The organism is Ruegeria arenilitoris (genome assembly GCF_013030265.1).
Taxonomy (GTDB): domain Bacteria; phylum Pseudomonadota; class Alphaproteobacteria; order Rhodobacterales; family Rhodobacteraceae; genus Ruegeria; species Ruegeria arenilitoris_E.
In genome coordinates this window covers 26,540-41,380 of sequence record NZ_WPZQ01000005.1, presented here as the reverse complement: position 1 = coordinate 41,380, position 14,841 = coordinate 26,540, and the positions used below count along the sequence as shown (strand labels likewise).

Below are 14,841 nucleotides of genomic sequence, written 5' to 3'. Positions count from 1 at the left end.
GCCGCAAACCGGCTATAGTGCTAGGGCAGCTCTGAGACCATTGCCGCTGTCGATCAGACATCAGTCATTCGCGTGTGCAGTAGGTCGCGAACCGCAGATTCCAGTCATTCAGGACCAGGTGCACATGGCAAGTGAGCATACAAACCCACCGTTCTTTACGGCCGCCAAACGACCGCTTTCATTTGCAACGGCCGGGCTACGTTAAGTTCTGGAAAGTTAATGTAGTGCTGGGTCGGCGACAGGTACTTCGTACCTCAAAGTGAGCTTCTTTTCGGGCAGACCAACTACGATAACAAAATCCCACCAGCTTTCTTGCTCATCATCGTTCCAAGAAGTGGCAGGGATATTTTCGGGGATATCGACAGAGATTCTTATCTGGCCACCACTCATCTCTTCCGTCTGACCTGTTAGTTTATGATCCACGACTTTCTCAAAAGCGACTCCATCACTTTCTTCTAGGCGTACGACTTTCAGGTGCTCCAACCACGCTTCGACTTGGTCAGTCCGCCGAACACCAACCACTTTCATCACTGCCGAGAACTTTGAACCTATCCATGCAGGTCGGGTCTCGGAAATCAGGTTGACGTGCCGCTCCAGACTCCAAGTTCTCCAGGCAATATAGGTGCTGCGCGCGAAGTAGAGCGCACCTGCGATCGGAATGAAGTTGAGCAGTACCCAATAGTTTCCCTCGGGTAGTCCTGATTGCAAGGAAACAATGCCGGAGAGGGCAAACACTCCCAAAATAAGAGTGAACGCCAGACTTCCCCAGAATTCCGGTTTGCTTCGAGACGTCATGTTGTCTGTCCGCCACCTCTTGTTTCTCATCCAGGGCTCATCCGGAAATTTACCTTCGGATGCGCGGCGAAATCTGTCTTCGCGGTGATCCAAGAAACATACCCACAAGATTCCGGCGAAGACTGTAAGAAACAACAATCCGAAGGGGAAAACCCACCAAGAGAATTGTTGATACGCGATTGCAGCGACCATGATTGCCATCATGGTTACCACCCCAATTACGATAACCCCATTGGTCGTAACACGCATTGGACGGTCTCCGAAAACCCAAGCTCGTGGGACTATTACGCTCGCCCGGCACGTTATTTTGACTTTGAGACGAAGATAAGGCGCATGCTGAAAATGCAATTATTCATCCATTTCGCCTCACCGGTCGAAGTGGGCTTGCTGCCGCCATTCTCTAGGGTGAGCTTGTATAAGTTCTTTGAGACCATCACCGCCGTCGGCCAAACATCGGCATTTCGTTTGTGCAGCGCGTCGCAAACCGGACATTCAGGATTAGTCGGCCAATCGTGAATGGGCGCAACAATGCGACCTTTCGCGGCGCTGGCAATCAGGTTTGATTCAGAACACTTAGTGCTCCTGTGGGGCGCCAGTCATCGCAGTGTTAAACGACTAACCCAAAGATCCAACCTGCCGCCATTGAACCGGTTAACGCAAGGGAGAGGTAGAGCAAAAACGGCTTCAACTTCAGCACTGGAAAGATTGCCATTGCACCCCAGATGCTGACGACGCCACCGGATACCAGAAACGCCATCGCTGCACCGGATGACATGCCATGGTCCATGAGGGAGCGGGTCAGCGGCAAAGCAGCGTATCCATCCAGATAGGCAGGCGCGCCAACAAACACCGCCAGCGGAATGGCCCACCACACATCGCCACCCACGTAAGAAGAAAGAGCTTGGGGCTCCAGCAGGCTTTGAAGAACAAATTCGGCGGCAAAGGCGGGGATCAGGCAAATCAAGACAAGACGTGAAATGGCGATGAACTCGGTTCGAAAGTGAGTGCGATGTTCAGGTGACCGCCAGACAGCCCATTCGATTTCATATGCCTTGCAAACCCGCCCGAGGCTTCCGACCACGGCATTGTCGCGTAGTGCCGTCTGCGCCCATGACCGGTTGATGAGCAGAGCAGTTACGCCTCCACCAAACAAACCCATCGCCATCGCGACGAGGGTCTTGCCGATGGCAAAGCTCATCCCCAAGGTTGCGGCGGTTGTAGCCAGCATGGCCGGATCGGTGACTGGCGACGACAGCCAGAATGCCATGACCGGTGCAAGCGGCACACCTGCAGCCAGCAATCCGGCCATCAAGGGCAGAACGGTGACACCGCAGACCGGAGTGACCGCTCCGATCAAGGAGGCTGCAACAATTGTTTTGAACAGGTTTCCGTTGAACACCTCGGCGATACGACTGCTGGCACCGCTGGCGCTGACCCAGGCCGCTATCAGAATGCCGGGTATAACAAGAGGCGAAACCTGAAGCAGGCTGATTGCTACAAATTCAAATGTTTCGAGGGCTTTGGCAGGAAAGGCGATAGAGATTGCACCCACGGAGACTAACGCCGCAACAATCAGTATTTTCGCTGTAGAGATTCTGGAGTTAAGGGCGCTGTCGTTCGCCATGGCACTTCCTTTCAAAGGCTGCATCATAGGTAGCAACTTGAAAGAAATCGGAAAAACGAATAGTTTTTGACACAGATATAAGAAATCACGAAACCTCACGATGCCGCATCTGGATAGCGATCTGCTCAGGACCTTTCTTGCTGTCACGGATACCGGCAGCATTCTGGCGGGTGCGGAGAGAATTCACCGCACTCAGTCTGCCGCCAGTATGCAAATCCGAAAGCTGGAGGAGCTTCTGGGCCAAGACGTATTTGTGCGTCACGGGCGAGGTGTGCGTCTGACAGCTGCCGGTGAAAAGCTTGAACCCGTTGCCAGAAAGGTCGTTAGCGACCTTAACGACATCTTTGCGGAACTGACCGGAAAGGAACTGACCGGGGTACTTCGAATTGGTATCCCCGACGATCATAGTTCTGAATTGTTGTCTGAAATCATCGCAGATTTCGCCCGAGAAAATCCCAAAGTCGAACTCAACGTGCAGCGCTCATTAAGTACAGGGTATTCGGCTGCTCTGGCGTCGGGGCAAATGGATATCGCGGTTCATGAGGTTGCAGAGCTGGGTCCCAACATGGAGTCATTGAAAGATGAGCACATTGTCTGGGCAACGTCACGGGCACATGCCGTTCACGAAGCAGACCCATTGCCTGTTGCCTTGTTTGACCGCGACTGCTGGTGGCGCGACGTGGCGGTGAATGCGCTGATTGAAAGCGGCCGCAACTACCGGGTTGTCTATTCCAGTGAAAGCGCCACCGGCGTAGCCGCAGCCGTTCGGGCGGGTGTGGCTATTGGTGTTTTGAATGCGGACATGCTGACGGCCGACATGGTGCAACTGACCACCGAGAACGGATTTCCCAAGCTGCCTGCATCCAAGCTGGTGATCGAATATGGTCAGAACATCGATTTCGAGAATTGCGGAGCGATGGCGGATGCAATTCGAAGAGCGTTCGGGGTCGCGAGTTGATCCGGGTTGAATACAGCAATTTGTAATGGGCAGAATTATCAGCCGAAATGGCTTTGATGCGGGCGGACTTGAAGGTCCGATTTTAGGAGCATCTTGGCCACAATACAAAATGCGGCCCAAGCCGGTGAGGAAGTACTTAAGTGTCTCGGTTATGTGGAACACCTGCTTGGATATGAATCCGCGTCGTGGAAGCACCAGCCTTGCAATGCGAGGTTTTTTGACCAGCGGTCAGAGGGTTAGTTCGGAACCCAAAAACCCCAGTGTCCAGTTTTCGGTCATTTGCAGGTGCGGCCCTTCGCCAACTGCGCATTCTGGACCTCCAACACCTTGCATTGGGCCAAGTTCCGTTCCCAACACCTGATCGGTTTCGATACGACCGTCTCTTTACTGAGTCAGTGTATCAAGACTTGGTCGAATTCGTCCTCAGGATCTGCGACCGGATCAAGGACAAGCACAAGTCGCGTTTCTCCGGACCCTTCAATAGGTGGCGAGCGATGCAAAAGGCCTGACCTCGGTTGTTCAGGCCAGCGTGTTCCTCGCAATATTATTGGTGCAGCAGTGGGAACTGTGAAGACGCGACCTGGATCATCTCCGTCGGTGGAGATGCCATATTGAGTACCCGTGCCGCGATACGTGCAGACGAGGCGGGCAGTGACCGCATCTATGTGAAACCTACGACAGGCATTCGTGGTCACGACATCTAAGCGCAGGCGCAGCCATTCTGCGCTCATCAAACCTGCGGAGATCTCCGACAGCGCGGTGACGTCATCAATCAAGCGGTCGCATTCTTGGGCTTTAGGAGTTCCGGAGAGTTCACATATTTCAGAAACCGCCTGCCGAACAGATCCCGGGCGCAGGACCAATCGCGCTTTTGGCAGGTTTTCAGGCGGTATTCTGTCGATCCACGATTGAAAGCTCTGCACAGGGTTCCTGCGCCAGACCACAGCAGCACAACCGGGGTGATGGATTGCTGACAAACCCTCAGGCGTTTCCGCGACACCGACGCCGATTGCGGCATCTTCGATGATCTCACGAGCATAGTTCATGCTGCGGCCTCGGCGCGTCGCCACAGGGGGAACGGATCGGGCAGGTTTGGTAAGTTCTCGGGTCGGTCTGCAACCTGCGTGGGCAGCAAGGCTGCGTCTAACCGGGCCTTTAGAGTTGGCCAATCTATGCCGCTTCCGATGAACACGATTTCCTGCCGCCGGTCGCCCCATGGCTCTTGCCAGTGTGCCTCCATGTAAGCGCGGGCGCTTTCGTGATCCGGGCGCCGGTCTTCCGGAACAGTTGCCCACCACGTTCCAAGCGGTTTGACTGAAGACAAAGAGCCGGCGAGTGAAAACTCGGCAACCCAATCCGGACGGGTGGCAATCCAGAAATGACCCTTGGCGCGGATTACTCCGGGCAGTTCCCCGTTCAGAACAGTCAGAATTTTTTCAGGTACGAACGGCTGCCGCGCGCGGTAGACGAAACTTGTTACTCCATATTCTTCAGTCTCGGGAACATGGTCCGAAAACCCATAAAGCTCTTTGGCCCACATTGGGTGTTCATGCGCTTTCTCGAAATCGAAAAGGCCGGTATCCAGAATTGCATCTGCGGGTACATCAGAGTGATCGGTCTCAACGATCTGAGCATCAGCATTCAGACTCCGGATAATCTTGCGTGCTGCGTCCACACGATCAGGCCCGGCATCAGTGATTTTGTTCAAAATCACAACGTCCGCAAACTCGATCTGGTCTGTGAGCAGATGAACCAGAGTGCGCTCGTCTTCTTCGCCAAGCACCTCACCACGGTCACTCAGGAAGTCGTGGCTGGAAAAATCTCTTAGCAGATTCACAGCGTCAACAACGGTGACCATAGTGTCTAACCGCGAAACATCCGAGAGGCTATTTCCATCGGCGTCCCGAAAATCGAAGGTGGCAGCGACGGGTAGTGGTTCGGAAATTCCGGTTGATTCAATTAGCAAATAGTCAAACCGGTTCTCGGTTGCCAATCTCCTGACCTCATCCAGAAGATCGTCGCGAAGCGTACAACAGATGCAACCGTTGGACATCTCCACCAGCGTTTCGTCCGTGCGGGATAGCTCTGTATCGGCGCGCACAAGGTCGGCGTCGATATTGACCTCGGACATATCGTTAACAATTACAGCGACCCGTCGCCCGTCACGATTGTTCAGCACGCGGTTCAGAAGAGTTGTCTTACCAGCACCGAGGAAGCCGGAGAGGACGGTGACAGGAAGGCGGGTGTCTAGCATGAAGTGTATTCCTCATCTGGATGGATCGGACGGATCGTCGGGTACGCGGGATCTGACTTCCTACAATCGGCATACATGTTTGTTATGTTATTGCATAACAATCAGCAAGGGGCGATTTACTGGAAAATTGAGTTGCGCCCAAATCCTGGAAGGTCTTCGAGCAGCCTATGGGCTCTAAACTCCCCCAGATCAGAAGAAAAATACAGCGTGGAAAGCTGACGAAGTTAGGCTCACTGCCACCATCTCCTGCCAGGCGCTTCAATTGGTCGAACGAGCCCTTACCCGTTATCCAAAAAGGTAACAGTTTATGCATGTGAGGCATGATGCCAACCCGGCGGAATCCAAGGATTGCTTGCGTATCCCGATCATTGCCTGATGAAAACTGTTCACCGCCTTTGCTGCATGCCAAACGAAAATTCGGTAAGCAACAGCGCGAAGGCAGGAACCTGTATTATCTGGGTTGATCGAAGATACAGCCGTATCTCAATCCAGTCGTCCTCTTTGCAGCATTGGTGTTACGCCAAATGCCGCCCTGTATACGCGGGAAAAATGGCCTGCACTTTCAAAGCCGCAAGCAAAAGCGACATCCGTTACTGATGCCTCAGTCTGTATGAGAAGGTGGCGCGCGCGCTCTAACCGCATCTCCATAAAGTACTTTTTCGGCGATGCGTTGAGGTACTTCCCGAATAAACGTTCAAGTTGCCTGGTTGAAATCCCAAGTTGCTCGGCGATGACGGATGGCGAAACCGGGTTTTCGATGCGATCGTGCATGATCTGGATCGCCTTTGCCAAATGTGTATTCCGCATTCCGTTGCGCGACTGAAGAGAAACGCGTTGTTCGGCGGTTGCATTCCGGACCGCGTTGTAAACCATCTGATCCGCCACGGCGACAGACAGGTCATAGCCGTGGTCACGCTCGATCAGATGCAACATCAGATCTGCAGTAGCCGTGCCGCCCGAAGCTGTGACATGTTTTTCATCAGCCACAAAAACGCTGCGGACCAGATTCACCTCCTGAAACGCCTCCATAAAGGCATCATGGTATTCCCAATGGATCGCGGCTTGCATGCCATCCAAAAACCCGGCCTCGGCAAGCACCCAGGCACCCGAACACAATGCGCCGATCGCTGTTCCCTTGGCCCGCTCGCGCCGCAAACTGCTCAGCAAAGAACGTGACACGTGATTGCGCATGTGTATGCCTGACAGCACAAAAATCTGATCGCATTTGGGAAGCAGATCGAACCCTGAATGCACCAAAGTGACAGATCCGTTTGAACAAACGGCCTTTTCCCCTTGCTCCGAAGCAAAGGTCCATTTGTACAACTCGTGCCCGCTGACAAGGTTGGCAATGCGCAATGGTTCGACGGCACAGGAAAACGCCAGATGCGAGAATTCCTCGACCAGCATGAAGTTGTAGTGCTGCGTCTGGGTTTGGATCATGATTACGTCACCCTAAGAAAGAAACTGCGCGAGCTTCAGCCCGCGCAGATCCCAGTTTGGCTGATAGACTTGATTATTGAGCAGCAGCCTGCGCTGCTTCAAGCCAACTGTTGTAAGTTTCGCGGTTTGCTTCGATCCAGGCTTCGACGTGACGGTCGATATCATCCGAGCCGTCTTCGCCATCAGACACCATCTTGTTCTGCGCTGAGATGTCGTTGATGTCGATCTTGGCTACCTCAAACAGCTTGGCTGCCGCGGGGTTGGCGTTCAGAAAGTCATCTGTGGCGACAACACGAATACTGTCTACTGCAAAACCAAGATCTTTGCCGTCAAAGGTTGTTTCCGCTGTGGCCCCATCCGGAAGAGAGGAATAGGGAACAGCCAGCCATTCCACATCTTCGCCCGGAACCAGCGCGCCTGACACCCAGTACGGTGTCCATGTATAGTACAGAACGTTTTCTCCTGCAGCGTTGCGAGCGATCGTGTCTGCGATGATGGCGTTGTAAGCGCCTTGATTGTGGGCGATGGTGTCACGCAGTCCGAACTCATCCAACTGATGTTCGATCACACGCTCACAACCCCAACCCGGCACGCAACCTGCCAGATCAGCTTTGCCGTCGCCATCGGCGTCGAAAAGCTTGGCCTTTTCCGGGTCTTTCAGGTCGCCAAGATTCTGAACGCCCGCATCATAAGCCGACTTGTTGACAAGATAGCCCTGTAGCGCACCGTCAATCAGCGTACCGACTTTTTCCAGAACGTCATCGCCACCGGATTCCTGATAGAACGTGTCGTGCAGCTTGTTCCAATGCACGGCGGTGAAGTCACCATCGCCGGTACCCAGGGCCAGGTGGATCGTCTGGTACTCAACTTCCTGCGGATCAGCGATCTCGTAACCCAGGTCCTCGAGTGCGGCAAACAAGATGCGATGTTGGAAGATTTCCTCGACCGACGGCGCCATCACCGGACGAACGGTCACGCCTTCGCCCGGTTTTTCTGCCGCATATGCGACGCTGGTCAGCATTGTGGTCGCTGCAAAGGCCGCGATCGCTTTGATTTTGAGCATAGAATTTCCCTCCCTAGGGTGTTGTTGAATTGTGAAGCTCAGGTTTTGTTAAAGACGCGCATCACGGCACCTACTGGTCCGGTTTGCCACCAGTGGCGATGGCCGCGTTCGCGACCGGACTGCCCCATGCCTTGCGTAATTCTGTCGAGGACGATGGCCAGGATCACGATGCCCAAGCCGCCAACCAGCGCCTTGCCTGCATCCAGACGACCCATGGCACGCAAAACCTCGTTACCCAGCCCTTTGACAGAGATCATCGATGCAATCACGACCATGGACAGCGACAACATGATGGTTTGGTTGACACCAGCCAGAATGGTTGGTGTCGCCAAAGGCAGTTCGACCTTGAACAGAATCTGACGGGGGTTCGCACCAAAAGCACGGGCAGCTTCAACCACGGATGCATTCACGCCGCGAATACCCAGCGAGGTCAGTCGGATCAGGGGTGGCAGTGCGAAGATTATGGTGACGATGACGCCCGAAACGTTGCCAATGCCGATCAGCATGACGACCGGCACCAGATAGACGAAGGCAGGGATGGTTTGCATCGTGTCCAGAACAGGACGGATCGCGGTTTCGAACCGGTCGTTCTTGCCCGCCAGAATGCCAAGCGGCAAGCCGATGATGAAACACAGGATAACGGCCGAGATAACAATCGCCAGCGTCGTCATCGCCAGCCCCCAGGCATTCGGCGACAGAAAGCCCAGCACCGTCATGCTGATAGCTACCAGAATGGCGACCCGACGGCCTGCGGCTTGCCACGCGATCAGGACTAACAGGACCAACATGATCAGCGGCGGAACCGCATTCAGACCGTTGTCTATGCCAACTATCAGATCATTGAAGAAGTTCTTGATCGGTTGGATGATGCCACGATTGGAAATCGCCCATTGCTTCACACCGTCGGCCGATTCCGCCAGCCCAAGATCGACCGAGGAAAACGGGTCTAGAATATTGAATTCCTTATCTGCCATAACGTTTGATCCTCAGTGCTTTAGGGTGCTGGCGTCTTCGACATCGCCCTGAATGCCGCGCAGCAGGGCGTTCTTGGTCACGATCCCGATGGCCTTGCCATCCGCCTTGACCACAACCGGGTGTTGGGTGGAGATCGACAGGTTCACCAGATCGTCCAGCGAATGATCCGGATGCGCTTCGGGCCAGTCGCTTGCATCGAACGGACCGCTATGGCGTTCGAAGGCCTCGACGGGTTCCATGATTTTGCCGGCCGAAATCAACTCAAGTTTGGAAATGCCCGCGACGAAATCAGCAACATACTCGTCGACCGGATTGGTCACGATATCCTCGGGTGTGCCAACCTGCACCAGCGCTCCGTCTTTCATGATCGCGATCCGGTCACCGATGCGAATGGCCTCGTCCAAATCATGTGTGATGAACAGCGTGGTTTTCTTCATCTCGGCGGATAGGGACATGAATTTGTCCTGTAGTTGCCGGCGGATCAGAGGGTCGAGGGCCGAGAAAGGTTCGTCCATCAAGAGAATTGCCGGGTCGGCGGCGATAGCACGGGCCAGACCAACCCGCTGCTGCATGCCGCCAGACAGTTCGTCCGGGTATTTCTGATCCCAGCCATTCAGATCTACTGCATCAATGGCGCGCAAAGCGTTTTCGCGACGTTCGCGTACATCATGCCCTCGCACTTCCTGACTGAACGAAACATTGTCCAGAACCGTCCGGTGGGGCATCAGCGCCATGTTCTGGAACACCATGCCAATTTTCTCGGCGCGCAGTTCGCGCAGGTAACGGGCAGACAGGGTGTTTACATCCTGGCCCTCGATAAAAAGTTGCCCCGAAGTTGGCTCGATCAGCCGGTTCACATGGCGAATCAGAGTGGACTTGCCGGATCCCGAAAGCCCCATGATGCAGAAGATTTCACCGCGATTGACGGTGAAAGTCGCGTCCTGAACGCCCACGACACAGTTGAACTGATCCCGAACCTCAAGCTTTCCAAGTCCCTGCGCCTGAACGGCTTTCATCGCCTCATCGGCGTGTTTCCCGAATATCTTCCACAGATTTCGGCAATCGATCACGGGTTCTTCCATGCTGCTGCCCACCGGCGCTGTCCTCCTCCAGTTTTTTTGTATGCTGCATAAATTTATATTGTGTACAAGATGTATTTTTGAAAGATACACGGTGAGCGCCAATTGTGTTTGCCGCACGATTCGTCATTCTGGCATCCCGGCAACGCAACATGAGGACATGCGATGAAAGACGAGGCGAAGAAGCGGAAGGATGAGCTGAGAGAGCACCTGAAGGTGTCGATCCTGACTCTACGTTTGCGCCCAGGTGCTGATTTGGATGAGGCGCAGTTGTCTGACGCCTTTGGCCTGTCCCGGACACCATTGCGCGAAGTTTTCCGGCAGCTTGCGGGTGAGGGTTATCTGGATCTGCGCACGAACCGCAGCGCCCGCGTATCTGAAATGTCCTATACGACGCTGCGCGACTTCTTTCTCGCCGCTCCTATGATCTATGGGGCTGTCTTGCGCCTCGCAGCACAGAATGCGACGCCCGACCAAATCGAAGAGCTCAAAACGTCCCAAGAAGCGTTCAAGGCTGCATTGCGTAGCGGGTCAGGCGAAGAGCGAGCACTGGCCAACAACCGCTTTCATGAGATCACCGGCGAAATGTCGGGGAATATCTATCTGCTACCCTCGTATAACCGGCTGCTAATCGATCATTCCCGGATTGGTATGACCTTTTACCGCCCGCAAACTGCGGAGATGTCGGAAAATCTGTCAGAAGCCAGCCAGCAGCACGACGCCATCATAGCTGCAATTGAAGCGCGTGATGAAACAGCAGCAGCTCAGCTGGCCGAAGACCACTGGAACCTTTCTCGCGACCAGATCGAACTGTTTGTAATGCCCGAGGCCTTGGACGTTCCGATGGGCGCGTTGCCTCGATCGAAACCAGCATGAGGACTGAATGAACCCGATATTCAGATTTGAGGGGATCTATACCCCTATCGTCACGCCATATCACAGTGACGGAACCGTCAATTGGGATGCGTTAAATGACGTGATCGACTATTTGATCGAAAACGGCGTGCACGGCCTGATATCGGGGGGATCGACCGGCGAAAACTATGCGCAAACCGTAGAGGAACGCCTGGAACTCGCTCGTTTCACTCATGAACGTTTGAAGGGACGTCTGCCGCTGGTTGTCGGAACCGGCTCCATGCTGACATCGGATTCAATCACGTTGGCTAAGGGTGCTCGGGAACTGGGAGCGGATGCGATCCTGCTTGCAAGCCCTGCTTATTCAGTGCCGACAGACCGGGAAAACGCACTGAATGCTCTGGCCATCGACAAGGCCGCCGATCTTCCGGTGATGCTGTACAATTATCCGCATCGTACCGGGACAATGATGGGCGAGGAGTTCCTTGACCGCGTGGGTCGCAGCCGCAACTTCTGTGGCATTAAAGAAAGTTCAGGCGATATCAATCGGGTGCACCTGCTGGCCCGCGACTATCCCCATATCCAGCTTGGCTGCGGCATGGATGATCAGGCGTTGGAGTTTTTCGCATGGGGCGCACCATTTTGGGTGTGTGGAGGGTCGAATTTCCTGCCTGCCGAGCATGTTGCGCTGTATCAGGCCTGCGTGATCGAAGGCAATTTCGCCAAGGGTCGTCGGATCATGTCCGCAATGATGCCGCTGATGCGGGTACTCGAACAGGGTGGCAAGTTCATTCAAACCATCAAACATGGCGTGACCATGAACGGTATCGAAGCGGGCGCGATGCGGCCTCCGCTGAAAGGCCTCAACAAAGATGACAAGCGCGCGCTGGAACAGGTGACACGTGTGCTGAAAAAGACAATCGCAGATATCGTGGCGGAGGGTTAAGGCATGGAATTGCTGACACAGGACGAATACAAATCCATCGCTGCCGGCCTGACCTTGCCCACGGGCGCTTTCATTGATGGCGCGTACCGCCCGGCGATCTCTGGCGAGACTTTTGAGACTGTTAACCCGGCGACTGGCGAAAAACTGGCTGACATCGCGGCCTGCGGCGCGGCGGATGTAGACTTCGCCGTAGAAAAGGCGCGAGAGGCATTTGACGATGGCCGATGGTCGAAGCTCCACCCATCCGATCGCAAGGACGTGCTGATCCGGCTATGCAAGCTGATAACCCGTAACGCTCGCGAACTGGCGGTGATGGAGAGCATCGACAGTGGCAAGACGATCTATGACTGCGAAACCGTGGACGTGCCTGAAACGATCCATTGCCTGAAATGGCACGCCGAGGCGATCGACAAGATCTATGATCAGGTCTCGCCCGCCAGTGACGATCACATCGCTATGGTGGTCCGCGAACCGATTGGCGTTGTGGGTTTGGTATTGCCCTGGAACTTCCCGCTGCTGATGCTTGCATGGAAGATTGGGCCTGCTCTGGCGGCGGGGTGTTCGGTGGTGGTGAAACCGGCAGCCGAGACCTCTCTGACTGCTCTTCGTCTGGCCGAGTTGGCGATGGAAGCCGGGCTGCCACGTGGCATTCTGAACATCGTCCCTGGCGGTGGGGCTGAAGTTGGCGAACCCATCGGGCGGCACATGGATATCGACATGGTCTCCTTCACCGGCTCAACTGTCACTGGCAAACGCTTCCTGACCTATTCCGCCGAGAGCAACGCCAAGGAGGTGGTGCTGGAAATGGGCGGCAAAAACCCCGCCATCGTGATGGACGACGCCGAGAACCTCGACCGAGTGGCCGCGCACGTGGTGAATGGCGCTTTCTGGAATATGGGCGAGAACTGCTCGGCCTCGTCGCGCCTGATCGTGCATAAGGATGTGAAGGCTGAACTGTTGGAGCGCATCGCACACCACGCCCAACAATGGAACATCGGAGATCCGCTGGACCCGGAAACCCGTATGGGCGCGCTGGTAAGTGATAGCCACTACAACAAGGTTTGCGGCTTTCTGGATCAGGCCGAGAGCGTGTTAATCGGCGGCAAGGCTGATAACGGATTTGTCGAAGCTACCGTGGTCGAAGTACCCGGCAACGATGCTCCCCTGGCGCGGGAAGAGATTTTTGGTCCCGTGTTGTCGGTGATCGAAGTCTCGGGGTTCGATGAGGCCATCAGGATTGCCAATGACACCGAGTATGGGCTTTGCGCCTCAATCTTCACTGCAAACGCTAAACGCGCCATTCGTGGCGCGCGCGCCATCCGGGCAGGAACCGTGACCGTCAACAGCTTTGGCGAGGGCGACATCACCACGCCTTTTGGTGGTTACAAGCAATCGGGATTTGGTGGGCGCGACAACTCGGTGCATGCCCACGACCAGTACACTCAGCTGAAGACCATCTGGATTGATCTGGCCGATGATGCGGATGAGGCTGTGGATTGAGTAACTATTCCGCGCGACAACAACCTGTCCATCGTGGGGCGGCTGCCTGGAATGCCATTTTGGGCAGCCTGCCACCGGCACAAGAGTTAGATACCCACATAACAGCCGATTTCGCTGTAGTTGGTGGAGGGTTCGCAGGTCTGACAGCAGCCCGTCGTCTGCTGCAATTGCAGCCAGGCGCCAGGGTTGTCGTATTGGAAGCAGGGCGCGTGGCTGAGGGTGCGGCTGGCCGCAACTCAGGTTTCATGATCGACCTGCCTCATGATCTGTCCTCGTCGGATTACTCGGGTTCGGGGGACGACAAGGCGATGATTGCGCTGAACCGGCAAGCCATCGCATTTGCCCGCGGCGCAGTCGAGGAATACCAGATCGACCCGAACTATTTTGATCCGGTTGGCAAGGTGAACGGCGCGGCCAGTGCGGCTGGCCAGACACATAATGAAAGTTACGCCAAGCATCTGACAGAACTGCGTGAAACCAGCGAGATGCTGGACGCACAGCAGATGTATGAACTGACCGGATCACGCCACTACGTTTCCGGACTTTACACGCCAGGTACCGTGATGCTGCAACCCGCGGGTTACGTTCGCGGGTTGAGTGCCGGCCTGTCCGGGGATGGCGTTAAGGTCTGCGAAAACTCGGCCGTTATCGGGTTCGAAAAACAAGGTGATGCATGGCTTGTCAAAACGCATCGTGGCTCGGTCAGCGCAGGAGCAGTCTTGTTGACCGTCAATGGCCATCTGGAAAGCTTTGGTATCGAACGGGGACGATTGATGCAGCTCTTCCTGTATGCCGTTATGACGCCGGAGTTGGACGAAGGTGATCTGTCGCGTCTTGGTGGACAATCGCGCTGGGGTGTGACTCCTTCGGATCCGATGGGCACCACCATGCGTCGGATCGATACCGGACAGGGTGGCAATCGCATCATCACCCGCACCTGCGCGACTTTGCGCCCCAACATGAAGGTTTCCAAGACCGATCTAGCGCGGGCGACGAAAGTCATGCAGCGCAAATTCGACAAGAGGTTCCCACAGCTTGCGGGAATACAGATGGAATACAAATGGGCGGGCCATCTTTGCCTCAGCCTCAATGGTGTCTCAGTCGCGCGCGAGATCGAGGAGGGTGTTTTTTCTGGCTGTGTTCAGAATGGGCTGGGAACAGCGCGCGGTACTCTGACAGGGATTGCAGCGGCAGAGATGGCCTGCGGGCACAGCTCGGACATCACTCGGTTTTTTGCGGGCGCAGACAAACCAAGGCGCCTACCGCCACAGCCATTCCGAGAAATCGGGGCCAACATGGTTCTGCGTTGGAAAGAATGGCGCGCCGGTGACGAATAGCAGCGGCGTAACCAA

The 14,841-nt window shown here is 55.2% G+C and carries 13 protein-coding genes; 5 read left to right on the top strand and 8 right to left on the bottom strand.

Going from position 1 to position 14,841, the window contains the following annotated elements; translation table 11 throughout:
- Positions 1–216: 216 nt before the first annotated feature.
- Positions 217–1,044 carry a hypothetical protein gene (locus tag GOX61_RS09905; protein ID WP_170333322.1) on the bottom strand — a complete coding sequence of 276 codons (828 nt, stop codon included), beginning with the start codon at positions 1,042–1,044 and terminating at the stop codon, positions 217–219.
- 358 nt (positions 1,045–1,402) lie between these two features.
- A complete protein-coding gene (locus tag GOX61_RS09900; protein ID WP_170333320.1) occupies positions 1,403–2,419 on the bottom strand; it encodes a permease in 1,017 nt (338 codons plus the stop codon).
- A 100-nt stretch (positions 2,420–2,519) separates the two neighbouring features.
- Here GOX61_RS09900 and GOX61_RS09895 point away from each other — a divergent pair, with 100 nt between their 5' ends.
- Positions 2,520–3,377: a LysR family transcriptional regulator gene (locus GOX61_RS09895; protein WP_170333318.1), complete on the top strand. Its 858-nt coding sequence runs from the start codon at positions 2,520–2,522 to the stop codon at positions 3,375–3,377.
- Positions 3,378–3,769: 392 nt separating this feature from the next.
- Here the strand turns inward: GOX61_RS09895 and GOX61_RS09890 are convergent, their stop codons facing one another.
- The 6 genes from GOX61_RS09890 to GOX61_RS09865 form a co-directional block, all read right to left on the bottom strand.
- Positions 3,770–4,423 carry a DUF1826 domain-containing protein gene (locus tag GOX61_RS09890; protein WP_170333315.1) on the bottom strand — a complete coding sequence of 218 codons (654 nt, stop codon included), beginning with the start codon at positions 4,421–4,423 and terminating at the stop codon, positions 3,770–3,772.
- Positions 4,420–5,631, bottom strand: a complete 1,212-nt coding sequence (locus GOX61_RS09885) for a GTP-binding protein (protein WP_170333312.1) — start codon at positions 5,629–5,631, stop codon at positions 4,420–4,422. Before GOX61_RS09885 ends, GOX61_RS09890 begins: the two co-directional genes overlap by 4 nt.
- Positions 5,632–6,114: 483 nt before the next feature.
- A complete protein-coding gene (locus GOX61_RS09880) occupies positions 6,115–7,071 on the bottom strand; it encodes a GlxA family transcriptional regulator (protein WP_170333309.1) in 957 nt (318 codons plus the stop codon).
- A 73-nt stretch (positions 7,072–7,144) separates the two neighbouring features.
- Complete coding sequence (gene proX / locus GOX61_RS09875; protein ID WP_170333307.1) at positions 7,145–8,134, bottom strand: glycine betaine/L-proline ABC transporter substrate-binding protein ProX; 990 nt, start codon at positions 8,132–8,134, stop codon at positions 7,145–7,147.
- 38 nt (positions 8,135–8,172) lie between these two features.
- A complete protein-coding gene (locus GOX61_RS09870) occupies positions 8,173–9,108 on the bottom strand; it encodes an ABC transporter permease (protein ID WP_170333305.1) in 936 nt (311 codons plus the stop codon).
- Positions 9,109–9,120: 12 nt separating this feature from the next.
- Positions 9,121–10,191 (bottom strand): quaternary amine ABC transporter ATP-binding protein, encoded by a 1,071-nt coding sequence (locus GOX61_RS09865; protein ID WP_170333303.1) that lies wholly within the window; start codon positions 10,189–10,191, stop codon positions 9,121–9,123.
- A gap of 162 nt (positions 10,192–10,353) precedes the next feature.
- Here GOX61_RS09865 and GOX61_RS09860 point away from each other — a divergent pair, with 162 nt between their 5' ends.
- From GOX61_RS09860 to GOX61_RS09845, 4 genes are read left to right on the top strand one after another with little or no spacing between them, the layout of a single operon-like run.
- Positions 10,354–11,064: a GntR family transcriptional regulator gene (locus GOX61_RS09860; RefSeq protein ID WP_170333300.1), complete on the top strand. Its 711-nt coding sequence runs from the start codon at positions 10,354–10,356 to the stop codon at positions 11,062–11,064.
- 7 nt (positions 11,065–11,071) lie between these two features.
- Positions 11,072–11,989, top strand: a complete 918-nt coding sequence (locus GOX61_RS09855; RefSeq protein ID WP_170333297.1) for a dihydrodipicolinate synthase family protein — start codon at positions 11,072–11,074, stop codon at positions 11,987–11,989.
- Between the two features lie 3 nt (positions 11,990–11,992).
- Positions 11,993–13,489 carry an aldehyde dehydrogenase gene (locus GOX61_RS09850; RefSeq protein ID WP_170333295.1) on the top strand — a complete coding sequence of 499 codons (1,497 nt, stop codon included), beginning with the start codon at positions 11,993–11,995 and terminating at the stop codon, positions 13,487–13,489.
- Entirely contained in the window at positions 13,486–14,826 is a 1,341-nt protein-coding gene (locus tag GOX61_RS09845) for an NAD(P)/FAD-dependent oxidoreductase (protein ID WP_170333293.1), read from the top strand. Before GOX61_RS09850 ends, GOX61_RS09845 begins: the two co-directional genes overlap by 4 nt.
- Positions 14,827–14,841 lie beyond the last annotated feature (15 nt).

Excerpts from the sequence above, each read along its gene's own strand:
- GOX61_RS09905 (WP_170333322.1), bottom strand. The coding sequence starts at position 1,044 with ATGCGTGTTACGACCAATGGGGTTATCGTAATTGGGGTGGTAACCATG.
- GOX61_RS09900 (WP_170333320.1), bottom strand. The coding sequence starts at position 2,419 with ATGGCGAACGACAGCGCCCTTAACTCCAGAATCTCTACAGCGAAAATA.
- GOX61_RS09895 (WP_170333318.1), top strand. The coding sequence starts at position 2,520 with ATGCCGCATCTGGATAGCGATCTGCTCAGGACCTTTCTTGCTGTCACG.
- GOX61_RS09890 (WP_170333315.1), bottom strand. The coding sequence starts at position 4,423 with ATGAACTATGCTCGTGAGATCATCGAAGATGCCGCAATCGGCGTCGGT.
- GOX61_RS09885 (WP_170333312.1), bottom strand. The coding sequence starts at position 5,631 with ATGCTAGACACCCGCCTTCCTGTCACCGTCCTCTCCGGCTTCCTCGGT.
- GOX61_RS09880 (WP_170333309.1), bottom strand. The coding sequence starts at position 7,071 with ATGATCCAAACCCAGACGCAGCACTACAACTTCATGCTGGTCGAGGAA.
- proX (WP_170333307.1), bottom strand. The coding sequence starts at position 8,134 with ATGCTCAAAATCAAAGCGATCGCGGCCTTTGCAGCGACCACAATGCTG.
- GOX61_RS09870 (WP_170333305.1), bottom strand. The coding sequence starts at position 9,108 with ATGGCAGATAAGGAATTCAATATTCTAGACCCGTTTTCCTCGGTCGAT.
- GOX61_RS09865 (WP_170333303.1), bottom strand. The coding sequence starts at position 10,191 with ATGGAAGAACCCGTGATCGATTGCCGAAATCTGTGGAAGATATTCGGG.
- GOX61_RS09860 (WP_170333300.1), top strand. The coding sequence starts at position 10,354 with ATGAAAGACGAGGCGAAGAAGCGGAAGGATGAGCTGAGAGAGCACCTG.
- GOX61_RS09855 (WP_170333297.1), top strand. The coding sequence starts at position 11,072 with ATGAACCCGATATTCAGATTTGAGGGGATCTATACCCCTATCGTCACG.
- GOX61_RS09850 (WP_170333295.1), top strand. The coding sequence starts at position 11,993 with ATGGAATTGCTGACACAGGACGAATACAAATCCATCGCTGCCGGCCTG.